At 54.7% G+C, this 25,370-nt stretch carries 21 protein-coding genes; 11 read left to right on the top strand and 10 right to left on the bottom strand.

Annotated features, from left to right (window positions below; translation table 11 throughout):
* The first annotated feature begins 68 nt into the window (after window positions 1-68).
* Complete coding sequence (locus tag IVG45_RS05895) at window positions 69-4,172, top strand: hybrid sensor histidine kinase/response regulator (protein WP_196436949.1); 4,104 nt, start codon at window positions 69-71, stop codon at window positions 4,170-4,172.
* Window positions 4,173-4,216: 44 nt separating this feature from the next.
* Here the strand turns inward: IVG45_RS05895 and IVG45_RS05890 are convergent, their stop codons facing one another.
* The 9 genes from IVG45_RS05890 to IVG45_RS05850 form a co-directional block, all read right to left on the bottom strand.
* A complete protein-coding gene (locus tag IVG45_RS05890) occupies window positions 4,217-4,819 on the bottom strand; it encodes a DedA family protein (RefSeq protein ID WP_196436948.1) in 603 nt (200 codons plus the stop codon).
* A 139-nt stretch (window positions 4,820-4,958) separates the two neighbouring features.
* The gene (locus IVG45_RS05885; RefSeq protein WP_196436947.1) at window positions 4,959-5,537 is read right to left on the bottom strand and encodes a YqaA family protein; all 579 of its coding nucleotides are present in this window, start codon (window positions 5,535-5,537) and stop codon (window positions 4,959-4,961) included.
* A gap of 248 nt (window positions 5,538-5,785) precedes the next feature.
* Entirely contained in the window at window positions 5,786-6,601 is an 816-nt protein-coding gene (locus tag IVG45_RS05880; RefSeq protein ID WP_196436946.1) for a symmetrical bis(5'-nucleosyl)-tetraphosphatase, read from the bottom strand.
* Between the two features lie 88 nt (window positions 6,602-6,689).
* The gene (locus IVG45_RS05875) at window positions 6,690-7,058 is read right to left on the bottom strand and encodes a hypothetical protein (RefSeq protein ID WP_196436945.1); all 369 of its coding nucleotides are present in this window, start codon (window positions 7,056-7,058) and stop codon (window positions 6,690-6,692) included.
* The gene (locus IVG45_RS05870; RefSeq protein WP_196436944.1) at window positions 7,055-7,417 is read right to left on the bottom strand and encodes a NifB/NifX family molybdenum-iron cluster-binding protein; all 363 of its coding nucleotides are present in this window, start codon (window positions 7,415-7,417) and stop codon (window positions 7,055-7,057) included. Before IVG45_RS05870 ends, IVG45_RS05875 begins: the two co-directional genes overlap by 4 nt.
* Window positions 7,418-7,700: 283 nt before the next feature.
* Window positions 7,701-7,901, bottom strand: a complete 201-nt coding sequence (locus tag IVG45_RS05865) for a zf-HC2 domain-containing protein (protein WP_196436943.1) — start codon at window positions 7,899-7,901, stop codon at window positions 7,701-7,703.
* Window positions 7,894-8,511, bottom strand: a complete 618-nt coding sequence (locus IVG45_RS05860) for a sigma-70 family RNA polymerase sigma factor (protein WP_196436942.1) — start codon at window positions 8,509-8,511, stop codon at window positions 7,894-7,896. The genes IVG45_RS05865 and IVG45_RS05860 overlap by 8 nt, the downstream gene beginning before the upstream one ends.
* Entirely contained in the window at window positions 8,502-9,593 is a 1,092-nt protein-coding gene (locus tag IVG45_RS05855) for a methyltransferase domain-containing protein (RefSeq protein ID WP_196436941.1), read from the bottom strand. The genes IVG45_RS05860 and IVG45_RS05855 overlap by 10 nt, the downstream gene beginning before the upstream one ends.
* A 19-nt stretch (window positions 9,594-9,612) precedes the next feature.
* Complete coding sequence (locus IVG45_RS05850) at window positions 9,613-10,737, bottom strand: inorganic phosphate transporter (RefSeq protein WP_196436940.1); 1,125 nt, start codon at window positions 10,735-10,737, stop codon at window positions 9,613-9,615.
* 267 nt (window positions 10,738-11,004) lie between these two features.
* On the opposite strand from IVG45_RS05850, the gene IVG45_RS05845 reads away from it, so the two are divergent.
* The 6 genes from IVG45_RS05845 (at window position 11,005) to IVG45_RS05820 (ending at window position 20,544) form a co-directional block, all read left to right on the top strand.
* Window positions 11,005-11,373, top strand: coding sequence for a MarR family winged helix-turn-helix transcriptional regulator (locus IVG45_RS05845; RefSeq protein ID WP_230874770.1), 369 nt, complete (start codon window positions 11,005-11,007; stop codon window positions 11,371-11,373).
* A gap of 170 nt (window positions 11,374-11,543) precedes the next feature.
* Entirely contained in the window at window positions 11,544-12,881 is a 1,338-nt protein-coding gene (locus tag IVG45_RS05840) for an SCP2 sterol-binding domain-containing protein (RefSeq protein WP_196436939.1), read from the top strand.
* Window positions 12,882-12,995: 114 nt separating this feature from the next.
* Window positions 12,996-14,156, top strand: coding sequence for a helix-turn-helix transcriptional regulator (locus tag IVG45_RS05835; protein ID WP_196436938.1), 1,161 nt, complete (start codon window positions 12,996-12,998; stop codon window positions 14,154-14,156).
* Between the two features lie 556 nt (window positions 14,157-14,712).
* A complete protein-coding gene (locus IVG45_RS05830) occupies window positions 14,713-15,882 on the top strand; it encodes an efflux RND transporter periplasmic adaptor subunit (RefSeq protein WP_196436937.1) in 1,170 nt (389 codons plus the stop codon).
* Complete coding sequence (locus tag IVG45_RS05825) at window positions 15,879-18,965, top strand: efflux RND transporter permease subunit (protein ID WP_196436936.1); 3,087 nt, start codon at window positions 15,879-15,881, stop codon at window positions 18,963-18,965. Before IVG45_RS05830 ends, IVG45_RS05825 begins: the two co-directional genes overlap by 4 nt.
* Before the next feature lie 118 nt (window positions 18,966-19,083).
* Complete coding sequence (locus IVG45_RS05820) at window positions 19,084-20,544, top strand: TolC family protein (protein WP_196436935.1); 1,461 nt, start codon at window positions 19,084-19,086, stop codon at window positions 20,542-20,544.
* 95 nt (window positions 20,545-20,639) lie between these two features.
* Here IVG45_RS05820 and IVG45_RS05815 read toward each other — a convergent pair whose 3' ends face one another.
* A complete protein-coding gene (locus IVG45_RS05815) occupies window positions 20,640-22,052 on the bottom strand; it encodes an aminotransferase-like domain-containing protein (RefSeq protein ID WP_196436934.1) in 1,413 nt (470 codons plus the stop codon).
* Between the two features lie 147 nt (window positions 22,053-22,199).
* Here IVG45_RS05815 and IVG45_RS05810 point away from each other — a divergent pair, with 147 nt between their 5' ends.
* The 4 genes from IVG45_RS05810 to IVG45_RS05795 all read left to right on the top strand — a co-directional run bounded on the left by IVG45_RS05810 (window position 22,200) and on the right by IVG45_RS05795 (window position 25,196).
* Window positions 22,200-23,138, top strand: a complete 939-nt coding sequence (locus tag IVG45_RS05810; protein ID WP_196436933.1) for a DMT family transporter — start codon at window positions 22,200-22,202, stop codon at window positions 23,136-23,138.
* A gap of 15 nt (window positions 23,139-23,153) precedes the next feature.
* Window positions 23,154-24,029, top strand: a complete 876-nt coding sequence (gene ilvE, locus IVG45_RS05805) for a branched-chain-amino-acid transaminase (protein ID WP_196436932.1) — start codon at window positions 23,154-23,156, stop codon at window positions 24,027-24,029.
* Window positions 24,026-24,526 (top strand): DinB family protein, encoded by a 501-nt coding sequence (locus IVG45_RS05800; protein WP_196436931.1) that lies wholly within the window; start codon window positions 24,026-24,028, stop codon window positions 24,524-24,526. The genes ilvE and IVG45_RS05800 overlap by 4 nt, the downstream gene beginning before the upstream one ends.
* Before the next feature lie 178 nt (window positions 24,527-24,704).
* Window positions 24,705-25,196 carry a cupin domain-containing protein gene (locus IVG45_RS05795; protein WP_196436930.1) on the top strand — a complete coding sequence of 164 codons (492 nt, stop codon included), beginning with the start codon at window positions 24,705-24,707 and terminating at the stop codon, window positions 25,194-25,196.
* The last annotated feature ends 174 nt before the right edge of the window (window positions 25,197-25,370 follow it).

Genomic DNA, 25,370 nt, shown 5'->3' with positions numbered 1-25,370 from the left:
TCGGCATGCGACCGCGAATCGGTTTTCCTTTAACACAATCCCTTGTTGCCGTATTGTTGCTTGGATTGATGTTATTTACGGAAGTTGGCCATACCCAGCCGAATGTATTGTTTATCAACGATAAGCGCATTCCTAGTGAAGGTTTAGTCATTACCATGACTCAGGACCAGCAAGGTTTTATCTGGCTGGCGACTATCGGGCAGTTGCTCCGCTATGATGGGCATGAACTTAAGTCGTTTAAGAAAATGCCGAATGTGAAAGGGGGCTTACAATTTGATTCTATCACCAGTGTGATTGAAGACCGGCGGCATCGAATCTGGTTGGGAACGCGCGAGGGGCTGGTTGTTTTTGAACCGGAAACAGAGACCTTTAAAACCATTGCTTTGCCGGAAGATAGCGCGGATGAAGGCCAAGGACGAAATATTCGCAGCCTTATATCGGACGGGGGTAATGGCTTTTGGTTGGCAACTCGCGCCGGGCTGCGGCATTTTGATCCCGATAGCGGGCAATTTCAGATATATCGGCATGATCCGAATGATCCCGCCAGCTTGGCTTTAGATAATATTGAAGCGTTGGCCAGGGATCCGGACGGCGGACTCTGGATTGGTACCTGGCCATCGGGTCTTGATTATCTGCCCGCCGGCGGCAAGCAATTTAAGCATTATCAAATCAGTGCAGATGGCGAGTCGGCCTTGGCCAATAATGTCAAAACTTTGTTTTTTGACGATAGGCAACGCTTATGGCTGGGTACCGAGGCCGGCATCATTGTTTGGCATTACGGCGAGGACTGGGTTAATAGAAAACACCTGTCAGTTTCGAATTTGCCCGACAACTTTAGAGTTTACCAATTTAACCAAGATTCGACCGGTAATATCTGGGTCGGAACGGCGAAGGGCTTATTACGTTGGGATGAAGCGCGACAACAATTCGATGTTTACCAGCATAAGATTGAGGATCCCAATAGCCTGGCCGGCAATATAGTTCCATCCTTGCTGGTCGAGCGTTCCGGTGGTCTTTTTATATCGACAACCAGCGGCATGAGCCGAATTGACGTTACCAATGCCGGTTTTGGAAGGTTGATTCCCAGTGCATTCAAAGGGGCCGACGATACTGTTAACAATTCAATCAGGTCAATAGCCACCGAGAGCTCCGAACGATTATGGTTGGGCAGTTGGGAGGGCGCATTACTCATAGATCCGCATACGCGGCGGATACTTAAAAAACTGACCGCCATGCCTGGCGAACATGGCCAAGCTTCAATCGGTATGGTTTATAGCTTGTATCAGCAACCGCAGGGTTCATTGTGGCTGGGTAGCCGAGCTGGTTTGATTCGCTACGACGACGAACGTGAAAGCACTCAGTTGATCGATCTTGGCGATTCGGCGAGTAATTTTGTCAATCAAATCGTACCGGGTGCCGATGGTGTGTTGTGGCTCGGCACCGGCGGCGGCTTGATAGAATACGATTTGAAATCCGGCGTCAAAAGACATTTTCGCCATGATCCAAGCGATCCTAAAAGTTTGGGCAATAATTCGGTCAATACCTTGTTTGTTGATCATGCGGGTAGGGTTTGGACGGGAGGAACCAATATTGCGGGCGGCGGCTTAAGTATTCTTGATCCAATGACGGGGCAGTTCCAACATTATCGTTACGATGCCGCCGATTCCAGTTCTTTGCCTAGCGATTCCGTGTTTGATCTGGTTGAGGACGAACGGGGTAGGATATGGATAGCCACGGCTGCGGGCGTTTGCCAGGCCATTGAAACGGGAACCGGGTTTCAATTTAGAAATTTGGGGATTGATAATGGCTTGGTCAACGGCATTGTCACAAATCTGCATGTGGATCAAGCCGGTAAACTTTGGTTTACTCGAGCACACGGCGTGTCGCGGTTTGACCCCGAAAATGCACGCTTCACCTATTACGCCTATCCACCGGGGTTTACCAGCAAAGTTGAAGCCGCTGCCTCGGTGGTTGGCGGCGCAGGCTTGGTTTATGTTGGTACCGCCGATGGGGTCATGTTGATTGATCCGGCCGAACTCAAGCAAAATCAGATTCCGCCCCATCCCACCATCACCGACATCAGCATCCTCAACCGCTCGCTAGGCCCAAACTTTAATGACCCGGACGTCAAATTGGAAGGTAGTCTAACCCGGCCCCAAAGCCTGACCTTGCCTTGGCGGCTGGGTGTATTTTCCTTGCGTTTCTCCGCGATGCATTTTGCCAATCCCGAGCGAAACCGCTATGCCTATAAACTCGAGGGTTTCGATCGGGACTGGATAGAAGGCGATAGCAACAATCGTGTCGCCACTTATACCAACCTCGATCCGGGCAGTTATCTGTTTAGGGTCAAGGCCAGCAATAATGCCGGTATTTGGAGCGAACAAAGGGTCAATCTACCCATTACCATCACACCGCCCTACTGGCGGACCAACTGGTTCCGTGCCTTATTGCTGCTCGGTTTGTTTTCGCTGATGTTGAGTATCTATGTGTGGCGAGTGCGCCAATTACAACGGATACGGATCAGGCTGGAGCATCAAGTTGATAAGCGTACCGCGGAACTGCAAGACATGCATCAGCAAGCCTTGGCGGCGGCACGGGTCAAAAGCGCGTTCTTGGCCAATATGAGCCATGAAATCCGCACGCCGATGAATGCCATTATCGGCATGAGCGATTTGGCCTTGCAAACCGATCTCACCCCCACGCAACGCAATTATCTGGATAAAATCAAAACCTCGTCGAAATGGTTGTTAGGCATCGTTAACGATATTTTGGATTATTCCAAGCTCGAGGCGGGTAAGCTGGAGTTGGAACATACCGAATTTTATCTGGATAACTTGTTGCAGTATCTAAAAGATGTGACATCAACCTTGCTGGAAGCTAAATCCCTGGTCATGGAGTTTAAGGTGGATGACACGGTGCCGGAGGCTTTCCTGGGCGATCCATTGCGGCTAGGGCAGATATTGCTGAATTTGTGCGGCAATGCCATCAAGTTTACCGAAACAGGCTCGGTGGTGTTGCGGGTGGAAGCCTTAAGCAACACAGCCAGTCAGGCACAATTGAGATTCAGCGTCACCGATACCGGCATCGGATTGAGCGCCGAGCACCAAAGCCGATTGTTCGAAGCCTTTAATCAAGCCGACAATAGCACTACCCGAAAATACGGAGGTACCGGCTTGGGTTTGTCGATCTGCAAGAAACTGGTCGGCGCAATGAACGGCGATATAGGCGTCGAGAGTCAATTGGGCAAGGGCAGTTGTTTTTATTTCAGTCTGGTGTTGGATAAGTTAACCGAAGAGGCGCGTCTCTCCGAGCCAGAGATTGTCGCTGTCAGCGACCCGATGCCGCTACTGCGGCAAGCTTACTTGTTGGTTGTGGAAGACAATCCGATTAATCAGGAATTGATGATGGCCGTGCTGGCCAATAAAGGCATACGCGCCGACTTGGCGGTGAATGGAGAAGAAGCGGTCAGTATGGTCGATCAAAACGATTATTCCGCGGTTCTGATGGATTGTCTGATGCCGGTGATGGATGGTTATCAGGCTACCCGCGCCATCCGCGGCAATCCAAGTCATGCCGAATTACCCATTATCGCCATGACCGCCAATGTCATGCAGCCCGATCGTCTGCGCTGCCTAGAGAGCGGCATGAATGACCATATCGGCAAACCGATTGAATGGGACCAATTGTTTCAGATTCTGGCTCGCTGGGTGAACACACAATCCGCGCGTATCCCCTCAACTCTGATATCGGCATCGATCGCCGCCGATATTCCGAACTTTCCGTTACCGACTGGGGTTGATGGTCCTCGTGCCAGACTGCAAGTTGGCAACAATCCCTTGGTATATCGTAAATTACTCGCGCTGCTTCGAGAGCAACATGCCGATGATATCGCCAAAACTCGCGCTTGTTATCAGAGCGGGGACCGAATTGGCGCCGCCGAAATCATCCATAAGCTGGCCGGTAGCGTCAATTCGATTGCTCATCGAGAACTGGCAACGCTCTTGCTGGAATTGGAGCAGGAGTTTAGGCTGGGTGGCGATAGTCCACTTGATCGGCAATTGCAACAGGCAGAAACGTTGTTGTTACAAATGATGAACGAGGTTGATCGGCTGTTAGCCGAAGCTCCAAGCCTGGATATCGCGGAACAGGATTATCCTGCCGGCGTTTCCTAAGAATTCGGTAACAAACAACTTCTCGGCTGACTCACGGAACGGGCCTAGGGCTGGTTCGGCCTACCGGGGTTTTTCCGGCGAAAATAAAAATAACCACCCACGGCTAGGGCTAAAATAAAAATGGCAATATTGGCTTTCCGCACCATTTCGATCATTTGTTCGCCATAGCGATAATAGAGGGTAAAAAATGATGCGGTGGAGATCGTGCACGCCAATAAATCAGCCGCGGCGAATTTGATGAGGTTCATTTTGGCCAGCCCCGCTGTTAAAAATAAACCGTTACGCACGCCAAAAGGGATAAACCGGCCCAGGATTAACGTTATTACGCCATAACGATCGTAATAAGCGTGGATTTTATCGATCCGCTCCCGCCGCGCCATGCCGGCAAAAAATTTCAAATCTAATAGTCTTGGGCCAATGATTCGACCCAAGCCATAGCAGATTAGGTCGGAAAAATAAGCCCCCAAATAGACGCTGGCGTATAACAACGGCCAATGCTCGGGACTTTGGCTTGCCAAAAATGCGGCAATAAACAGCATGCCGTCTTCGGACACCGGTATGTTAAAACCGGCCAATATCAGTAGACTGAAAATTATGAATGGGGCGTATTCGATATGGGTTTGAATGAACGTCAGCAGTTCGGTCATGATTTGATCAGACGCATAGCCGGTTTGGATGAGGTGTACACAATTTATGCCTTTCGCATTTCAAATTCGGCGCTTCTTCTCTTTTTTATAGCTCTCGGGTATGTCGGAGAGGGTGAGTCAAAAAAGATTCCGCATGAGATCACCGCATGAAACGGTAAATCAAACCGCCGACCACGACGATAGCGACCAACGCCCAGCCCAAACGATCCATGTATTCTCTTAGTTTGGCTTCCAGTTTCTCACCGCCCGCCGCCAGCAATAGGGCAACCAGAAAAAAACGTCCGCCGCGGCCTATCAAGGAAGCCAACACAAACGGCATTAAAGCCATATTCAAGGCGCCGGCGGCAATGGTAAACACTTTGTAGGGGATAGGCGAAAACCCGGCGACAAAAACAGCCCAGAAGCCCCATTCGTCAAACCATGCCGTCGCTTGCCGGTAGGCGTCCCAGTAATGCGAAGTTTTCAACCAAGGTTCGATGCTGTCGAACAGAAAATAGCCTATCCCGTAACCAAACACTCCGCCGGCAACCGATGCAACCGTAGTCCAAAGCGCAAAACGAAAGGCTTTGGAGGGTTGTGCCAATGCCATCGGTGCCAGCATCACGTCCGGCGGTACCGGGAAAAACGACGATTCGGCAAAGCTCAAGGCGAATAGGAATTTTAATGCGTGAGGGTGCTTGGACCAGCGGATGACGCGGTCATAGAGTTTTTGGAACATTCGGTTAATCGCCTTATTCTGAAATTGATTGCACGCTTCCACATTCCAATTGTGGAAAACCCATGCATTATAAGTGTTGAACCGATGAACTGTCTTCGCTGATTCAGTCTTGTAAGCAGAAATTGGCCGATCGGTATCTCGGCTAACAGCTGGTGTCGGACTGGAAGTTGCGGCAAAGATATATCCGCATGCGCCGCTGGGGGCGAAGATTCTAACGATTAACTCGATTCCAAACGAAGGGAAGGAAGCTATTTCGTTATCGAACTTGATTTCGATCGTGGCATGCCCAGGGGTTCGGGTGTTGCGGACAGCTTTAACGCGGATAGATTGCCTTGCCCTGCTAATGGGTAAATGCCTGGGAACGCCGCGTCAGCGAAACCGGCATCATCGGCAAAAACGATATTCAAATTGGCCGTCATCCGATTGGGCAGCCGATACCAGGGGATTAACCCCTCGGCTTGAGAGCCGAGGGCACCCCTGGCATTAAAATCCAGTTTGCCTTGCTCGTTGCAGTATTTGATCAGAGTATAGGCATTGGCAATAAAATTCAGTCGCTTCCACCCCCTAAGCTTGGCATGCCAGCGCGATTGGTCACGCCGCAGATTTTCCAGAAACGCCGGATAATTACCGCCGGACAGTGCCGATTCGACTTCATAGGCAAAGGTCAGGGCTTGGCTAAAAGTCCATTCCGCCGGGATACCCGCATGCACCAGGGTAAAGTTCAGTTTGGCATCATGATGAATCAGCCCGCGCTGGCGTAGCCATTTGAGTAATTCGTCCCGATCCGGCGCATTCAAAATTTCGTCCAGTGTATCGCCAGCTTCGCGCGGTATAAAGCCGGAAGCCACGCTCAACAAATGCAATTCCTGATAGCCCAATACCGTCACGGCTTTTTTGCCCAAACCTTTGATAAATCGCAATACTGCCAGCGACTCCGGTCCTTCGTTGACTAAATTACCGCTAAACCACAAGCAATCGTTGTCCGGATCGAACTCAATTTTGTCCAGTAGTTTTAATAACGCTTGATAATCGCCCTTGACACTGCCGATAGCGTAGGTTGTCATGATGTATAGGTTTCCGAACTCATGTTGTGGTGACGGGGATGCTTTTTGTAGGAGACGATGCGGTGGTCGGTAAATTCTGTTATCGACATCAGGCTTCCGGGTCTTCGTCCAATCCGCCATCGAGCAGACCTTCCCGCCGTATCATGGCCTTAAAATCCTTCATCACCGGACGTGAGATAGTGGTTTCCGCCAGCAGTCGGTTTTCGTAGATGATGTTTTTCATAGTCTCATCCGGATGCGCGCGGGCGGCGGCAATCAGCGAATGGAGTTCCTCGGTCAGCAATTGGCTGGGACGGGTTTTTACCTCATCGTAAAGCAGTTCCATCACCCGCTTTTCGGTTTCGCGCATTTTGCATTTGCCGTCCAGGATCTTCAGCATCACCGTGGTGGCACAGTCCACATGGATAGGCGATAGAGGGTGAGCCAGCACCCAGCTGGCTACGTGCTTCTTGGTCATAACATTTCCTCGCCTGATTCAATGCGGCGCGCGTAGTCAAGCAGCGAATCCTCAATTGCCTCGTAGGCGTAGCGCGAGACGGCGCGCACGCCGATTGCATTGACTTTTGCCGTGGGGCCATCGCCAATTTTGGCGACAAACACCGCATGGCAATCCTTGATGGTTTCCAGAATGCCGGCCATGGCCGATTGATCGGAATGCTGTCCCAGGCAGTAATGCGACACTTCACGAGTTTCGAGCAGTTCGCATCTGTCTGGAGTTGCGGCATAGATGCGGAACTGTTTGGCATGGCCGAAATGTTCGCTGATCGCCATGCCTTCCTTGCTGGCCACGGCCAGTTTTATCGGGAAGTTGATCATGAGTGCAGTAGGCCTCTTTGTGGTTCTGGTCGTAAATGTGATTCAATTGATGTTGGTATCATGGGTTCCGCAGATTGTTCGAACGGCCGTGATGGTTTTTCGGGAGGAGAATACAGTGTAAGTAGCGATGGCACAAACAGTCTGATAAACCATTGACGGAGTTTGGCAACGTTTGAATAGTACTCTGGTTAGGAATTATTACTTGCATGCCGATTACAATTTTTCACAGATCTGGCTTGGTTATTCCATAGTAGAGCCACTTGGGATTGTAATGGTTTGTGCATCAGGGTTCTTTATCCAAACGATTTTGCAATTGCTCGGTATAGCGATGCGCTGTTTTGCGGATAAACCGGGTTTGGCTTTGGAAATTACGACAGCGGGAACACATCATCACATGCACCCCAATCGCCAGGCGTTCGCCTAAACTGAGCTGCTTGTCCAAACCCTGTGATACCAGGGCGGTAATGTCGCGACAACTACGCATGACGATTCTCCTTTTTTGACTGATTGAACCAACGGATTTCCAGACATTCGCGTAGCCTTAATCGGGCACGGTGCATGGTGACCCAGTAATTGGCGTCGCTTAAGCCGGTTTCCCGACACACTTCCTCGGCTTCCAGGCCGACCAGTTCGCGCAACATGAATACCTTGGCCATTTTCGGCGGTAGATTGTTATGGCAAGTTTCGTAAATGGCCCAGAACTCCTGTTGCTTGAGGGCCGCTTCGGGATCGTTCCAGGTGGTCGGGCCGCCAATCCAATGACCGTTACTCATGAAAAAATCTTCCTCGTCGACTTCATCTGCGTCGTTATCCATTTGATCGAAATCAGCGGTAGTGACTTCACGGCTGCTACGCCGCCAGTGATCGGCGATCTTGTGCTTCAAAATGCCGATCAGCCAGGTGCGTAAACCGGCCTTGCCTTCGAAGTTTGCCGAGGATTGCCAGGCGGCCAGCAAGGTTTCCTGCACCGCGTCGTCGGCCAGTTCAGCATCTTTCAGTTGCAGCAAGGCATAGCGAAACAGCACCGGTCGATGTTCGGCCAATAATGCTTCGCTCAATTGATTGGATGTGTCCATCTCGGGGTTCAGCAACATGCGCTGTCGGCCTTGGCCGATTCGCTGCCGGGTCTGGGTGAGCAATCGAATAAACCGAAATGACGGGATTTGTCACCCAACACTTGGAAGTGATCGCCATAACGGCTGCCCGCCAGCATGTCGGCGGTGTTGCCGCACACTCTTAACGGCCGGCCGGTTTCGAAATGATGATGGTCGTCCAGATCGAAACTGTGCGGGTGTTGGTCGATAGAGCCCAAATAGACGGCGACTTGGCCGAAGTCCTCGCAACGATCCTCCAAAGGCATTTTAAAGGCGCGCACCGTCACCGAATCGAACTTGACCATGCCGATTTTGGCGAACACCTCGGAGTCGTCGATGCTGATGGGATTTTGCTTGACCTTGCGGACATCGGGGCTGCCCAGGTCCTGCAAAATGCGCCGGAAGTCTTCCCAGTACAAGGCACCGCCCAAACACTCGCCTAGCAATACCGGGTCTTGGCGCAGTTCGACCGGGATCCGACGGTCGGCGAATACGTCGGAAAAATACAGTTCGCCGCCCGGTTTCAACACCCGGAAGATTTCCGCCAGTACGCGAGGCTTTTCCGGCGACAGGTTGATCACGCAGTTGGACACCACCACGTCTATGCTGTTATCGGCAATTGCTCCCTGCATTGCCCTACCTCCTGCATCCATGTAGTCGTCAGCGATACCGACCGTGGCCAGATTTTCGATATGGCCGTGCAGAAACTCGATATTGGCGTAACCAAAGCGTTCGGCGTGCCAGTCGCGATGGCGTACGGCCACTTCCAGTTGCTCCGGCGTCATATCCACGCCGATCACCCGGCCTGTCGGTCCGACCAGTTTCGACAGCAGATAACAGTCGCGGCCGGTGCCGCAGCCTAAATCCAGCACGGTCATACCTTCCAACGCAGGCGGCAAGGGTGAACCGCAACCGTAAAAACGTTCCAACACTTCGGGATGCAGGCCGGTCAGCAGCGCTTTTAAATAGCTTGGCATGGCGTCGATGCTGCAACAGGCGCTGGTTTTCAGGTCGTCGCTGGATTGCAAAACCTGGCCATAGTAATGGCGGACCGATTCGCTGATTTCGATAGTGGTCGTCATGAGATGTCTCGTATTTTTATTATTGAAGGTTGGCGTTAAGGTAGTGTGAGATTGCGGCGGAACAGACAGCCGCGCAGGGCAACGTCAATAGCCAGGATAAGGCAATGGATGCGATCACGCCGGTATTGGCCTTGCCGCCGACCACGCCGATACCGAACAAAGCACCCACTGAAACATGGGTGGTGGATACGGGCATCCCGAGCTTGCTGGCAAAAATCACTAACAATGCGGTGACCAGATTGGCCGATAAACCCTGTTCGTGCGTGATGCTGGTGATTTTATGACTCATGGTTTCCGCTACCCGCCGAGCGTTGAACACACCACCTAGCAGCATAGCAGTAGCAACAACGATAATGATCCATTGCAGATCAAAACCAGGAGCCAGCAACAACAAGGCGGCAATTTTCGGAGTGTCGTTCAGGCTGCGGGCAAAGCAAACTGCGCCGGCGCTGCAAAAATGCAGTCCGTCGCGCAGGCGCTGAAGATTAAAACCCAAAATCCGGCTAGCTTGTCGCTCGGCGCAAGCCTCTTGTCGATCAAGGCTTAGAGAGGGAAGGGTTGCCGTTTCGATTGTCATGGTCATATTGGCGTCAGCGGCCAGAGCCAGAGTTTCCGGGTTTTCAACGCATAAACACAAGTCGTTTTCGATGCGCCGACGACTAAACCACAGGTTCAGAACTCGATACAACAATCCGGCCGATAGCAACGCTACAACCGGACTCAACAGCAATGGCAGCACAAAGTTGTTCAGCAAAGGCGCCAGGCTGATGTCGCCGGACGTCGCTAATAAAGTGCTCCCGGCCATGGCACCCAATAAGGCATGCGTGGTGGAAATCGGGAAGCCATAACGCGTCGCCAAAATCACAGTCATCCCTGCACCGCCCGCGACCGCAATCATGAACGGCGGAGTGTGTATCAATTCGTCCGGTGCCAAGCCTTTGCCGGAAAATTTGACCAGCAAAGTCTGAGCTAAAAACAGCGCTGTCATCGAACCCGCAAACGTCGTCAGCGTCGCCCAAGTCAGCGCCTGCCGGAAATTGGCGGTGCCGCTGCCGAACAAACTCGCCACGCCCTTGAAGTTGTCGTTGGCGCCGTTGGCATAGGCCAGAAAGCAAACGCCGATGAATAAGATGCATGTGAGCATGGAAAATCTCCTCGATCGGATCGACTATATGCGGTGAGTCGTCGGAAGAGTATGAAACCTTACAAAAAATATTCGCGATGCGAAAGATGGCGTGAAGCTTCGGCGTTAAAAGTATTGACACACGTTAATATGTGCATATACTCCTTTATGTGTTTTATCGCTAGGTTTACTAACTTGTCACATTCACACAGCTCGTCCATTGAAACACCGGATTACAGCTCTTGCGCGGATTGTACCGGCTTTAACCTCCGTAAAGCGAGCCGGGCCGTGAGCCAGTTTTACGACGAGATTTTACGGCCGGTCGGCATCAGAGGCACCCAGTATTCGCTATTGGTGGCGGTAAAATTGAGCGGTCCGGTGCTGGTAACCAAGCTCGCCGAATCCGTGGTGATGGACCGCACGACCTTGACCCGCAATCTGGAAATTCTGGGCAAACAAGGGCTGGTCAATGTCGGTTCGGGCGACGACAGACGTACGCGGATGGTCACTATTACCGAAACCGGATTGGCCGTGCTGACCAAAGCCTATCCGCTATGGGAGCAGGCGCAAGCCAAAATCAGGGAGAAGATGAGCCCCGAGCATTTGACTGCATTAATGGAAGGCCTGTCGGCCCTGGTGGCGGCAACCCAGAGGTAAATTTTTTTGCATTAATAGGTGTAACTACACTTTAGTGGCGGAAATTCCGGAACATGGGTGCGGTGGTTTAGATAGATGCGCGAATGCTGTGTTCATCCCTGCAAGCAGCGCGATGCGAAAGGAAAATTAGGTTAATAAACGTGTATATACAGGTAACAGAGGGTTAAACAATGAAATTCGATGAGCATCCCACAGTGCTTCGCTACCGCGAAGCCGGTTCTCCAAAGCTAAGAGTGGATAAACAAATTCTGGCGGCGTCATGGTTGCGACAACTGGCACTGGAGGCCGGGGCGGACGACGCCGGCTGTGTCAGCCTGAGCCGAACGGAACTGGACGGGCAGCGGACGGACATCCTGCAAGCCTTTCCTCAGGCGAAGAGCTTGTTGAGCTTCGTCTGCCGCATGAATCGGGAAAACATACGAAGCCCCGCCCGTTCCGTTGCGAATCTGGAGTTTCATCATAGCGGCGACGAGGTCAACGACATTGCCAGACGCATCGTCAAAACTCTGGAGCAACAGGGCATCCATGCGATCAACCCCGCGATGGGTTTTCCGATGGAGACCGAGCGCTGGCCCAACAAAATGTGGCTGGTCTCGCACAAACCGGTCGCCGAGGCGGCGGGTCTGGGGCGTATCGGCCTTCATCGCAATGTCATTCATCCCGTTTTCGGCAACTTCATCCTGCTCGGCACCATTATTCTGAATGCCGAGATCGACGTGGAATCGCGGCCGATCGATTACAACCCTTGCCTGGAATGCAAGCTTTGCGTTGCCGCTTGCCCGGTGGGAGCTATAGCGGCGGATGGCTATTTCGACTTTTCCGCCTGTTATACCCATAACTACCGAGAGTTCATGGGCGGCTTCACCGACTGGGTCGAAACGGTGGCTGCCAGCGGCAATGCTAAGCGTTATCGGCAAAAGGTCGCGGATGCCGAGTCGGTCTCGATGTGGCAAAGCCTGTCGTTCGGCGCCAATTACAAGGCGGCCTATTGTCTGGCGGTGTGTCCGGCGGGCGAGGATGTGATAGGCCCATTCCTGAACGACAAGAAGGGTTTTATAAAACGGGTGGTACGGCCGTTGCAGGACAAGCAGGAGACCATCTACGTGGTGCCCAAATCCGATGCGGAAGAGCATGTCGTTCGCCGCTTTCCGCACAAGCATGTCAAGCCGGTCAACAATAGCCTTAGGCCAACCTCGATACAAGCCTTTCTGAACGGGCTTCCCCATGTGTTTCAAAAGGGAAAATCGGCGGGTTTGAACGCCAGCTATCACTTCACCTTCACCGGCGCCGAAGCCATCGAGGCCACCGTGATTATTCGCGATCAACAACTGGAAGTCTTGCCGGGACACTGCGGTTGGCCCGATTTTCAATTGCATGCGGACGGCAAAACCTGGCTGGCATTTCTCGCCAAGGAAAAGCATCTGGCCTGGGCATTGATCCAACGAAAAATTCGATTCAAGGGGAATCCCCGGATGCTGCTGGCGTTCGGGCGCTGTTTTTTGGCCTGAGCGATCGAGACTCGACAAGCCCGAGGAAAAGCCCTATCGTCAACGATAGCGCAATTTTCACGTCGTTAGATGAATAACAACCCGACTTCGACCAAACCTATACGCAAACGATTGATGAACGAAAGCCACTATGACGATTTAATCGGAAAAATCTACGACGCCAGCGTCATGCCCGAGCTATGGCCGATATTTTTGGAACAATTGTCGGATATTTTCAGTAGCCGGGGGACGGCGCTATATCTGGTCGATTTTGCCAGCCGCAGTTCCATTTGCCATAGCGACGATATTTCCTTTATTCAATCCGTCCGCATCGCCCCCGAAGCCGGAGCGTCTTATGACCGCTATTATTCCAAGGTCAATGTCTGGTTTGAAAACTCCAGGCATTTAGCCGAAGGTAAATTAGTCACCACTGATCGGCTGTTGCCGGCGCGGGAGTTGGTCAGGACCGAATGGTACAACGACTGGCTTAAACCCCAGGGTTATTTTCATGCCATGGTCGGGCATCTTCTCAAGCAGGATACGCTGGCGGTGCGTCTGTCGATTTTCAGAGCCAAACCGCAACCGTTTTCCGCCGACGAAACCGCCTTGTTCGCCCGTTTTGTACCGCATTTGCGCCGCTCTTGCCTGATTCACAAACAACTGTGTGACCTTAAAGGCGCACTCGCGACCGGCACCGAACTCTTGAATCGCCTGCCAATCGGCTTAGTCTTGTTCGATCAATGCGGCCAGGCCGTATTCAGCAATCGTCAGGCTGACATCTTAATCGGTTCCGCGGCAGGCTTTTCGCTGAATGCCGGGGGCCGCTGCATGGCGGGTAATGCAAGCGACACCCGGGCCTTGCGCCAGTTAATCGGCAAGGCCATAGCGCTGGGGCAAAGCAATGCGATGAGTTTGCAACGTTACGCGTCAAACCGTCCGTTGTCGGCAATCGCGGTATCGCTGCAAAACCAACATCTGCCTTTTTTCGGCGCCAGGCCAGCCGCTGCCTTATATCTCCACGATCCTGACAGGCCGTTGGAGCTGGACGACAGCTTATTGATTCAATGCTACGGGCTTTCCCCGTCGGAAGCGAAACTCGCCATGGCCTTGTTGTGCGGACAAACCCTAGCCGATTATGCCCAAACACGCGGCATCAGCAACAATACGGTAAAAACTCAGCTAAAACAGGTGCTGGCAAAAACTGGCACTCACCGCCAGTCCGAACTCGTCCAATTGCTGACGGCCAGCTTCGGCGTGCTGGCGGCGCCAAGCAACACCGCGATAACAAAAAATTGATCCTCCCTCCCTCGCTGGCTAGGGTGCGATTCAAATTGAGGCGTAAATTAATGAAACGCTAGCGCGAAGCCAATTTAAAAGTCGGTTTTCGGACCGACAGCCGAGTTGCTTTCTTTTGCGCGGCCAAAAGAAAGCAACCAAAGAAAAAGCCGCCCCAATACCGCCTGGATCCTGCGCTTCTCGCATTTGGCGAGGGTTTTCGGAAGGGGCTTCCAAGCCCCTCCGAAAACGAGCGGCATCCATGCCGCTCCCCTGACTGGCTATTCTCGCCAAATGCTGTGATGCTCGGGGCGATATAAGGGGATTATCCCCATGCCTTCGGCATATTTCCGCCTCGGTTTGAATCGCACCCCGCTGGCTACACCCTCGGATTTATGCCGGTGGAAAAACGCCATCCGCAAATTTTTCTTCATTATTTTCCTTTTTCACCCGAACGGGTGACGCGCCGTTAAAGCGATTGCATTAATTTGTTTACCCGTAGGACATCCTTCTTAACCCAATCCGTTTCGGTAAGGTTTGTCCCATCATACGAGTAAGCCATTAAACCGGAGTAGCCATGCATTCTCGGAACATTCCTTGCCTATTAGTCTGCGGCGGCCAACTGGTAGTCTTCAAGCCATGGATAGGCTGTCTGCTTTTTGCCTTGACCGGTTGCGCGCAACAAGATCACACCCAGCAAACTATTCGCCCGGTCAATGTGGTTAGGATTACCAGCCAGGAGACAAACAACGACAGACCCTATCCCGGCGAGGTGCGTCCTCGCTACGAGACGGTGTTATCGTTCCGGGTGGCCGGAAAAGTGGTATTCCGTTCGGTCGAAATCGGCGACAAGGTAAAAAAGGGGCAAATTCTGGTCAGGCTCGATCCAAGCGATTATCGGCTCGCTAAGCAAAATGTCGAAGCTCAATTGATCGCGGCCAAAGCCGAACGCGAATACAGCCGGGATGACCTCGAACGTTACCGGGCGCTGTATGCTGAAAATACCGTCAGCCAGCCGGAATTGGACAGGCGCGAAACACTTTATATTGGCTCGGAGCAGAAGGTCGCGGCGCTGGAAGCCCAGCTAGGGCAAGTCGGCAACCAATTGACTTACACCGATTTAGAGGCCGACCGCGACGGGGTGGTGACGGGGTTGGAGGTCGAGACCGGGCAAGTCCTCGCCGCCGGTCAGCCCATCGTCAAGATAGCTCAACTGGATGAAAAGGAGATCCCTATCGACATCCCCGAGCATCGGATTGCCGACATCGGTCTCCGGCAGGAGGTTAGCGTTAGCTTGTGGGCCGGCGGCGATCGGCGCTTCAAGGCGCGTGTTCGTGAAATCGCGGCGGCGGCCGATCCATTAAGCCGCACCTATCGGGCCAAGGTAACGCTTTTGGAAGGCCAAGAGGATGCACGGTTCGGCATGACGGCGACGGTTTGGATACCTGCAAATACCCCGGCCCATCTCGGCGTTCCGCTATCGGCGGTCTTTACGCCGCAAAATCGGCCGGGGCAGGCTTGCGTCTGGCTAATCGACGAATACAGCGCAACCGTCAAAGCCATACCGATACAAATAATCGCCACCTTGCCGGAGCAACGGCTGGCCGTTTCCGGACTCACGGTAGGACAACTGGTGGTCAGCACCGGCGGCAATCGTTTGAGGGAAGGCCAAAGCGTGCGTATTCCGCAATCCGTTCGGCCGAGCATGGATGGCGACGGCGCCGCCAGCGGCGAGGCTAGCTTATGAGCGAGTTCAATCTCAGCGAATGGGTGCTTAAACACCGCTCATTCACCGGTTTTATGATCGCATTGGTGGTTCTCGGTGGCATGTTCGCTTATTACCGGCTGGGCCAACAGGAAGATCCGCCGTTCACCTTCCGGGTGATGGTGGTCAAAACCCTCTATCCCGGCGCCACCGCGTTGGAAGTGGAGCAGCAGTTGACCGATAGACTGGAAAAAAAAATCCAGGAGCTGCCTAACCTGGATTACCTGCGCAGTTACTCGAAACCCGGCGAATCGCTGATTTTCGTCACGCCCCGCGAGGATACGCCGCCCAAGGAGATTCCCGAGCTTTGGTATCAAGTGCGCAAGAAGGTCGACGACATCCGCATGACGCTGCCTCCCGGCAGCATCGGACCGTTTTTCAACGACGAATTTGGCGACACCTATAGCCTGCTCTACGCCTTTTCCGGCGAGGGTTTTAGTTATGCCGAGCTGAAACAGGCGGCCGATTCGGTCCGCCAACAGCTCTTGCGGGTCAAGGATGTCGAGAAAATCGATCTGATCGGCGTGCAGGACGAAAAGATTTACGTCGAATTTTCCGACAAGAAGCTGGCCGAATTGGGCCTGGATGCATCGGCGCTTGCTCAGGCCTTACAGGAGCAAAACGGCATGGTGCCGGCCGGCACGGTATTTTCCCCGCAACGCAATTTACCGATACGCCTGACTGGCGCGTTCGATTCGGTGGACAGCATCGCCAATCTGGCGGTGCGCATCGAAAATCGAACTTTCAAGGTCGGCGATTTTGCCATGGTGACGCGCGGCTATACCGATCCGGCGGAATTCAAGATGCGTTTCAACGGCAAACCGGCCCTCGGTCTCGGCGTGACGATGAACAAGAAAGGCAATGTGATCGACCTGGAACAAGCCTTGGATGACACGCTGGCTCGCATCGAAACCGAGTTGCCGTTGGGCATGGACGTAGAAGTGGTCGCTAATCAAGGGCATGTGGTTAAAAAGCAGATGGCGGAGTTCGGCGGGACTTTCTTCGAGGCTCTGGCCACCGTGTTGGTGGTGAGCTTTTTGAGCCTGGGCTGGCGTACCGGCTCCGTGGTGGCGCTGACCGTGCCGCTGGTGCTGGCCGCCACCTTGCTGGTCATGTTGCTGTGCGGTATCGATTTGCAACGTATTTCGTTAGGGGCATTGATCCTGGCGCTGGGCCTGTTGGTGGACGATGCGATGATTGCCGTCGAGATGATGGCGCGCAAGCTGGAAGAAGGCTGGGACCGGATGCGCGCCGCGACCTATGCCTACCGCGCCACGGCGTTTCCGATGCTGACCGGCACCTTGATCACCATCGCCGGTTTCTTGCCGGTGAGTTTAGCCAAGTCGCAAGCCGGCGAATACACGGTGTCGATTTTTCAGGTGGTGGGTATCTCGATGCTGCTGTCGTGGATAGGCGCGGTCGTGTTTACCCCGTATTTGGGATTTTTGATACTCAAGGTGCACACCAATGCCGACGGTCCGGTCCACGACTTGTTCGATACGCCGTTCTACAATCGCTTGCGCCGCTGGGTGGATGCCTGCGTGGCGCACCGCAACAAAGTGATTATCGCCACGTTGGTATTGTTCGGCCTTGGTATCGTGACGTTAAGCCGCGTTCCCGAACAGTTCTTCCCGCTATCCAACCGGCCGGAAATCATCGTCGACCTCTGGCTGCCGGAGGGCAGTTCGTTTGCGGAAACCGAAGCCGCCGCCCAACGCATGGAGGCTTTATTAGCCGAAGACGAGGATGTGGTGAATGTGGCCAGCTATATCGGCGGCGGCACGCCAAGGTTTTTCCTGCTGATCGTGCAGCAACTGGCGAATACCAATCTGGCCGAATTGGTGGTGATGACCAAGGATAATGCGGCGCGCGAACGGGTGATGCAACGCGTCCGGCAGGCCTTCGCCACGGACTTTCCGGACGTGAGAGGACGCGTCATGCGCCTCAATGTCGGGCCGCCGATGGATTATCCCGTGGTGTTCAGAGTGCTCGGCGAAAACCCCAATATCGTGCGCGCCATTGCCGATCGGGTGGCCGAGGTTGTGCGCGGCAATCCCAATGCCGTGGATGTCAATGACGACTGGCACGAGCGCATGCCTTCGTTGCGCTTGGCGCTGGATCAGGACAAGGCCCGTGCCCTCGGCGTTTCGACGGCCAGCCTGTCGCTGGCCTTGCAGGCGCATTACACCGGCATCCCGGTCGGGCAATTGCGCGAGCAGGATAAATTGATCGACATCGTCTGGCGGGCCAGCCCCGAACTGCGCAGGGCCGCCGACGAATTGCCGGAGGTTGCGGTTCGCACCGCCAACGGCAAATCGGTATCGCTGTCGCAGTTCGTCAAGTTCGAGACCGTGTTCGAGGACGGCGTGCGTTGGCGCCGCAACCGCTTCCCGGCCATCTCGGTACGCGCAGACGTGGCCGACGGCATGCTGGCCCCCGATGTGTCGGCGCAAATCATCCCGAAGCTTGAGTCCATAAAAAACCAGCTGCCGGCCGGCTATTTCATCGAGACCGGGGCGGCCAAGGAAGATGCCTGGATTGCCCAGAAGTCCATCCTGGTCTGGATTCCGCTGGTGCTGATCGTCACGTTGATCTTGTTGATGATGCAGTTGCAGAACCTGTCCTGGACTTTCATGGTGTTCAGCACCGCGCCGCTGGGTGTGATAGGCGCGGCCTTAGCCTTGCTTTTGTTCGGAGCACCGTTCGGTTTCATGGCACTGCTCGGCATTCTGGCGCTGGCCGGCATGATCATGCGCAACTCGGTGATTCTGGTGGATCAGATCGAACAGGACGAAAAAGCCGGGCTGGACACCTGGGCCGCCATCGTCGAATCGACGGTGCGGCGTTTCCGGCCCATCTTGTTGACGGCCGCCGCCGCCATCCTGGCGATGATTCCGTTGTCGCGCAACGATTTCTTCGGCCCACAGGCCATCGCCATCATGGGTGGATTGACGGTGGCGACCGCGCTGACGATCTTTTTCCTGCCGGCGCTTTATGCGGCCTGGTTCAGAGTGAAACGTGGAGACGCAAAAGTTCCCTCTCCCGCCGGGAGAGAGTTGGGGTGAGGGAATAAAAAAGGTAGGTTGGGCTGAATGTAATGAAGCCCAACGATTTGATTTTGTTGGGCTTCGCGATGCTCTGCCCAACCTACATTTTTGGCGTATACGACCACGGAGTTTTGCAATGAATACTAGATATTTAACACCGCTAACCCTATTGTCCCTAGCTTGGCTAAGCGCCTGTACGCCGACTCGTGTCGGCGACCAAGTAGCGCTCAATAGCCCGGCAAAATGGAAACACGTATCCAACGCCCAAACCGCCGAAACGGCGGACTTGAAAACTTGGTGGCAAGGGTTCAACGATCCCTTGCTGAACGAATTGATAGACCGCGCGCTACTTGCCAACCATGACCTGAAAATTGCCACCGCCCGCGCTCGCGAAGCCAACGCGATGGTAACTATCGCTGAATCAGCGTTGTATCCCAGCATCGATTTTTTTACCTCCGGCGGCCGGGAAAAGCGGATAGACCGGATCGTCGGCGTGCCGGGCGCACAGGGCATCGAACTGATCGCGCCTACCGCTGATGCGGTCAGCGGCGGCTTGGCCGCGCGTTGGGAAATCGATTTATTCGGCGGACGGCATTTGGCAGCCGAAGCCGCGGCGGCTCAAGCCGAAGGCAGTGGAGAAGCCCTGCATGCGGCGCAAGTAGGGTTGTTGGCACAGGTGGCGACCAATTATCTGGAACTGCGCGGCGTGCAGCAACGTATCGGCATCCTGCAAAAAAATATCGACTTGCAGCGGGAGCGGCTGAGAGCCTTGCAATCGTTTTATCGAGCCGGCCTCGGCAACGAAGCGGACATCGCCCGCCAACAGACTCTGTTGCATGGCACGGAAGCCACCTTGCCAATGCTGAGCAACGCCGCGAAAAACCTGATCCATCGCTTGGGCGTGTTACTGGGCGAGCAACCGGAGAGTCTGGAAAACCGGCTAAGCGTCGTCGTCCCGATGCCTAAGGAAGCGCCGAACCTGCCCGGCCTGCTGCCGTCCGATTTGCTGGCGCAAAGACCGGATCTGCGCTTTGCGCAAACCGAAGTCAGCGCGGCGGCGGCCAGCCTGGGTTCGGCGCGAGCCGATCTGTTTCCGAAACTGGTGCTGTCGGCCAGCGGCGGTTTCGGCTCGCTGGCGGTCGGCGGATTTCCGAGTCTGGCGGAGAGCGTTTATGCGCTGGGCTCCGGCCTCACAGCACCGATCTTCAACGCCGGACGCATCCGGGCACACATCTCTGCGGCCGATGCCCGGCTGGAGCAAGTCGCGGCCAATTATGAGAAGACTTTTCTGCTGGCGATGGAGGACGTGGAAAACGCCTTCGTGGCCCGTCAATCCGCGCTGGAACACTTTGAGCGATTAACCCAGGCTGAAGCTGCGGCGGAAAAAGCCTACCGCTTGGCCGATGCCTTATATCGGCGCGGAGCGGGCGATTATTTGGCCGTACTCGACGCCCAGCGCGGCATGCTGGCCGTCAACGACGAACGTGCGAAGGCCGAGACAGCGACACGCGTAGCCATGGTGGCTATCTACCGGGCTTTCGGCGGCGGCTGGATAGCGGAACCGTCGGCAATCCGCATCGATCAGGCTAACCGCTGACAGCTGTAATCACTCTGGAAAAAGGCTAGAAAATCGATGTTGACACGATGGCTTGATTTTGGATGACTCAGGGTATTTGGGAAATGCAATTCGGGTTATTGCTTGCCGACCATCTGCCCCAACCTAACCAAGGCCTGATTGACTCGCTCATCCCAATCGACCGCACAATTCAGGCGGATGAAATTGCGGTATTTTTGCGTCGCCGAGAACATCGGGCCGGGCGCGATGCTGATGCCTCGCTCCAATGCTCGCCGGCTCAACGCCGTCGCATCGACAGTTTCCGGCAGTTCCACCCAGATCACGAAGCCGCCCTCCGGTTGGGTAACGCGGGTGCCTGGCGGAAAATAAGCGCCGATGGCCGCCGTCATTCGCTCCACCGCTTGCCGGTATTGGTTGCGCGCCTGGCGCAGATGGCGTTCGTAGCCGCCCTTGGCCAGCATTTCCGCAACCGTCAATTGCGCGTGAGTCGGCGTCGCCAGATTGCCGACGTATTTCAGATATTCGGTTTGTTCCAAGTGTGGCCCGGCCACCAGCCATCCTACCCGTAAACCGGGACACAGCGATTTGGAAAACGAAGAGCAATACAACACTCGTCCTTCGTTGTCCCAGCTTTTCGCCAGCGACGGCCGTTGCGGGCCGAAACCGAGGTCGCCGTAAATGTCGTCCTCGATCAGCGAGATCCGGTAGCGATTGGTCAGTTCCACCAAGGCGCGTTTGCGGGTATCGCTCATGCAATAACCCAAAGGGTTGCTGAAGTTGGGCACCGCGATACAGGCCTTGATCGGCCATTGCTCGCAAGCCAGTTGCAGCGCATCCAGCGCGATGCCGTCGCGCGGATGGGTCGGAATTTCGATCGCGCGCAGCGACAACGATTCGATGACTTGCAGCAGTCCATAAAAGGTCGGCGATTCGACGGCGACGATGTCGCCCGGCCGGGTAACTGCTTTTAAAGCCAGCGTCATCGCTTCCTGACAGCCATTGGTGATCAGGATGTCGTTGGGATCGACCGGGCAGCCCTGTTCGGACATACGCCGGGCGATTTGCCGGCGCAATTCCGGCGCGCCCGGCGGAAATTCGTAATTGGCAATGCGTTGGCTGTAACGGCGGGCGACATTGGCCGACAACTGGGCCATTTTTTGTGTCGGCAAAAACGACGCCGACGGCACCGCCGCGCCCAATTGCACGATCCTCGGATCGTTGGCAGCCTTGACCAGACGCAACACTAATTCCTGCCCCGTCACCAGCGTCGGTTCGCGCGGTGGCGCCGACATGGCTGGTTCCTGCAGCGAACAGCGCGGGCGCGACTTGACGTAATACCCCGAACGCTGGCGGGCTTCGAGATGGCCTTGGTCCTCCAGCAACCGTAATGCGCTGACCGCCGTTGCGGTACTGACTTGGTGCCGCTGGCTAAGCTGACGGACACTGGGCAGGCGTTCCCCCGGTCGATACAGATTCTGGGAGATGGCGTTGAGCAAATGTTCGGCGAGGTTTTCGTAGCGAAGATTCATGGCGTTTGCAATACAGTTGAGGCGTTTGGCTATCGATACAATTCATTTTGAGTCGAAATTGTATCGATATAATTTACAGATTTTGCATCTGTATTGATCGCCGCATCATAGTCTAAAGTGACGCCTCCGATCAAACAGGGCAAGACTATGAAATTCCGTTTGTTGAACCGCGCCGCGTTTGCCGCTGGCGGTCTAAATCTCAGTAATCCTCCCCAATCCTCCGAGCTGACACGCGGTTATTGGTTCGGCTGTGCCGGCATCCTCGGTTTCAGCCTGACCTTACCGGCGACCCGGCTAGCGGTGGCGGAACTCGATCCGGTATTCGTCGGCCTGGGCCGAGCGGTAGTCGCGGCACTATTCGCCGCATTGGCGTTGTGGTGGCGAGGCGGTCGTTTACCCAAGGGCCGTCAATGGCTCAGATTGGCCGCAACCGCCGGCGGTGTGGTGATTGGTTTTCCGCTACTGTCGGCATTGGCCTTGCAACAAGTTTCGGCGGTGCATGGCGCCGTGGTGGTCGGCTTGACGCCGTTGTTGACCGCCGGTTTCGGCGTGCTGTTGTCGGGTGAGCGGCCGGCATGGCGATTCTGGCTGGCAACGGCATTGGGTAGCTCCGCGATCCTGATCTTCGTTTACCGGTCCGGTGTGGCAGGTTTGCAGCAAGCCGATCTGTATTTACTGGCGGCGATTGCCTGCGTGGCCTACGGTTATGCCGAAGGTGCGCGGTTGGCCAAACAGCTCGGCGCTTGGCAAACCATCAGCTGGGCCTTATTGATAAGTGCACCGCTGTTGTTGCCGTGGGTGGTGCAAACCGCGCCGTCGCGCATCGAGCTGGTCGGCTGGCCTAGTCTGTTGGGCTTCGCCTACGTCAGTGTGGTCAGCATGTATCTGGCATTTTTTGCCTGGTATCGCGGTTTAGCGCTGGGCGGCACCGCGCAGATCGGCCAACTGCAATTGCTGCAGCCGTTTCTCAGCATGGCAGCCGGTTCGGGGTTGATCGGTGAAAGTGTCGAGATTGAACAATTGGCAACCGCCTCTGTAGTCGTCGCCTGCGTCTTGGCCGGCAGAAAATCTTCATGCCAACGTTAACATCAGGAGCATTTTATGAGTACCCATTCGCTAACTTGGCTGAACGGCCAATTGCTGCCAACCAATCAAGCGTGTATCCCGGTCAACGACCACGGACTACTTTACGGCGACGGCGTGTTCGAAGGCATACGTTTTTACCGGCGCCGGGCTTTTCGTCTGCAACGGCATTTGCAACGCCTGGCGCTGTCGGCGCGGGCGATTGCGCTGGAAATACCATACTCCACCCAGGAATTGGAGGCTGTCATCGAACGGCTGATCGAAGCGTTTGCAGACGACGACGGCTATATCCGGCTGATGGTGACGCGCGGCGCCGGACCGCTGGGCTTGAATCCCAAAAGCTGTGCTCAGCCTAATGTCATCGCCATCGCCGATCAGTTGACGATGATAGACATCGGCCAACAAGCTGGCGCGCGGCTGATCGTTTCGTCGGTGCGCCGCTTGCCGGCCGACGGCCTGGATCCGCGCATCAAAAGCCTGAATTATCTGAACCACATTCTGGCCAAAATCGAAGCCAACCATGCCGGCGCCGACGAAGCAATACTGCTCAACGCCCAAGGCCGGGTGGCCGAAGGCACCGCCGACAATGTGTTCATCGTCCGCGACGGCTGCTTGCTGACGCCGCCGTGCAGCGAGGGCGCGTTGGAAGGCATCACTCGTGAGTTGGTGCTACAGTTGGCGCAGGATAACGGCGTCGAAACCAGCGAACAGCCGTTGGGCGTGTACGACTTGTATGCCGCCGACGAATGTTTCTTGACCGGCACCGGCGCGGAACTGATTGCGGTCGCCAGTATCGACTGCCGATCAATGCCTAGTTGCCCCGGACCGGTGTTTCACCAATTGCAACAGGCATTTCGGCGGACCATAGACCAAGAGTGCGGAGGCATCTTATGAATTTGTTGGAAAATTTGCAGTTGCAGGCGCGTTACAGCCGATGGGTGAATCAACGTCTGTACGACGCTTGTGCCAGCTTGACAGACGACGAGCGCAAACAGGATAGGGGCGTGTTTTTTGCTTCGATCCACGGCACCTGGAACCATTTGCTGCTGGGCGACCGCGTCTGGCTGGCCCGCTTGCAAGGTCAACCGGTGCCATACCAACGCCTGGACTTGGAGCTTTACGCCGATTTTGCCGAATTGCGCGCGGCGCAAGCCGATTGCGACCAGGCTTTGCTGGATTGGATTCAAGGTTTGCAAAGCGACGATTTACAACGGCGCATCGCCTTCCGCAGCCTGTCCACCGGGCAAGATAAAGTGTTGGCCGTGACCATTATGCTGACTACCTTGTTGATCCACAAAACCCACCATCGCGGCCAAATCACCGCGTTGTTGAGCCAGTGCGGTTGCGACTACGGCGCCATCGATTTCATCTGCGCGCCGTTTGTCGACTAATCTTGCATTTTTGTAACTATTTAGCGCGAAGCAAAAAACCCCTCTCCTGTTGGAGAGGGTAGGGTGAGGAGAATTAGAACAATGCATTTTGCCTATTTAAACCTCCTCACCCCCGCCCTCTCCAGCAGGAGAGGGAGTAAACCGCCAGCATTTTTCAATCTTCTTAGGATCGTTCCCCATGACTGAATCAACGTTCCCAATTGCCGCCGAAGCGGAGCAAGTGCCGCCGCGCGCAAGAAAATCCTTGTATCCGCAAGCCATTTTGCACTTGCATGGCGCCCGGCTGGAGGGCCGTGAAAAACGGGCGTTAGGCGAATTGTTTGGCCTGCAAAATTTCGGCGTCAATCTGACGCGGTTGGCGCCGGGGGCGATATCGGCTTTGCGCCATGCGCATAGCCAGCAGGACGAATTTATCTACATCTTGCAAGGTTGCCCAACCCTTTACACCGATGCCGGCCCCACGCCGTTGTCGCCCGGCATGTGCGCCGGCTTTAAAGCCGGCAGCGGCGATGCCCACCGGCTGGTCAACGAAACGGCGAGTGACGTCGTGTATCTGGAAATCGGCGACCGCAGCGCGGGTGACCAAGTCGTCTACCCGGACGACGACTTGCAGGCTGCCTTTGTCGATAATAACTTTCGCTTCGCCCACAAGGACGGGATGCCGTATTGAGAGCTTTTAAATTTGTCGCCGCCAATGCGGACGCGTGAGAACGTAAAACGCTAATCGCGTAGAATGTTCTGATTATGGAGGATGGGTGAGTAAAACCGACCCTAAGCTTAAGATGTCGTAAGATAATTAATTTGCAGGGACAACAAACGCTCAACAATCTGTCCGTCAAAATGT

It is taken from the genome of Methylomonas sp. LL1 (assembly GCF_015711015.1).
Taxonomy (GTDB): Bacteria; Pseudomonadota; Gammaproteobacteria; order Methylococcales; family Methylomonadaceae; genus Methylomonas.
The sequence above is the reverse complement of the archived record's forward strand: the minus strand, read 5'-3'. Positions and strand labels throughout refer to the sequence as shown.

Coding starts and splice junctions, on each gene's coding strand:
- IVG45_RS05895 (WP_196436949.1), top strand. CDS start 69: ATGTTATTTACGGAAGTTGGCCATACCCAGCCGAATGTATTGTTTATC.
- IVG45_RS05890 (WP_196436948.1), bottom strand. CDS start 4,819: ATGACCGAACTGCTGACGTTCATTCAAACCCATATCGAATACGCCCCA.
- IVG45_RS05885 (WP_196436947.1), bottom strand. CDS start 5,537: ATGTTCCAAAAACTCTATGACCGCGTCATCCGCTGGTCCAAGCACCCT.
- IVG45_RS05880 (WP_196436946.1), bottom strand. CDS start 6,601: ATGACAACCTACGCTATCGGCAGTGTCAAGGGCGATTATCAAGCGTTA.
- IVG45_RS05875 (WP_196436945.1), bottom strand. CDS start 7,058: ATGACCAAGAAGCACGTAGCCAGCTGGGTGCTGGCTCACCCTCTATCG.
- IVG45_RS05870 (WP_196436944.1), bottom strand. CDS start 7,417: ATGATCAACTTCCCGATAAAACTGGCCGTGGCCAGCAAGGAAGGCATG.
- IVG45_RS05865 (WP_196436943.1), bottom strand. CDS start 7,901: ATGCGTAGTTGTCGCGACATTACCGCCCTGGTATCACAGGGTTTGGAC.
- IVG45_RS05860 (WP_196436942.1), bottom strand. CDS start 8,511: ATGTTGCTGAACCCCGAGATGGACACATCCAATCAATTGAGCGAAGCA.
- IVG45_RS05855 (WP_196436941.1), bottom strand. CDS start 9,593: ATGACGACCACTATCGAAATCAGCGAATCGGTCCGCCATTACTATGGC.
- IVG45_RS05850 (WP_196436940.1), bottom strand. CDS start 10,737: ATGCTCACATGCATCTTATTCATCGGCGTTTGCTTTCTGGCCTATGCC.
- IVG45_RS05840 (WP_196436939.1), top strand. CDS start 11,544: ATGAAATTCGATGAGCATCCCACAGTGCTTCGCTACCGCGAAGCCGGT.
- IVG45_RS05835 (WP_196436938.1), top strand. CDS start 12,996: ATGAACGAAAGCCACTATGACGATTTAATCGGAAAAATCTACGACGCC.
- IVG45_RS05830 (WP_196436937.1), top strand. CDS start 14,713: ATGCATTCTCGGAACATTCCTTGCCTATTAGTCTGCGGCGGCCAACTG.
- IVG45_RS05825 (WP_196436936.1), top strand. CDS start 15,879: ATGAGCGAGTTCAATCTCAGCGAATGGGTGCTTAAACACCGCTCATTC.
- IVG45_RS05820 (WP_196436935.1), top strand. CDS start 19,084: ATGAATACTAGATATTTAACACCGCTAACCCTATTGTCCCTAGCTTGG.
- IVG45_RS05815 (WP_196436934.1), bottom strand. CDS start 22,052: ATGAATCTTCGCTACGAAAACCTCGCCGAACATTTGCTCAACGCCATC.
- IVG45_RS05810 (WP_196436933.1), top strand. CDS start 22,200: ATGAAATTCCGTTTGTTGAACCGCGCCGCGTTTGCCGCTGGCGGTCTA.
- ilvE (WP_196436932.1), top strand. CDS start 23,154: ATGAGTACCCATTCGCTAACTTGGCTGAACGGCCAATTGCTGCCAACC.
- IVG45_RS05800 (WP_196436931.1), top strand. CDS start 24,026: ATGAATTTGTTGGAAAATTTGCAGTTGCAGGCGCGTTACAGCCGATGG.
- IVG45_RS05795 (WP_196436930.1), top strand. CDS start 24,705: ATGACTGAATCAACGTTCCCAATTGCCGCCGAAGCGGAGCAAGTGCCG.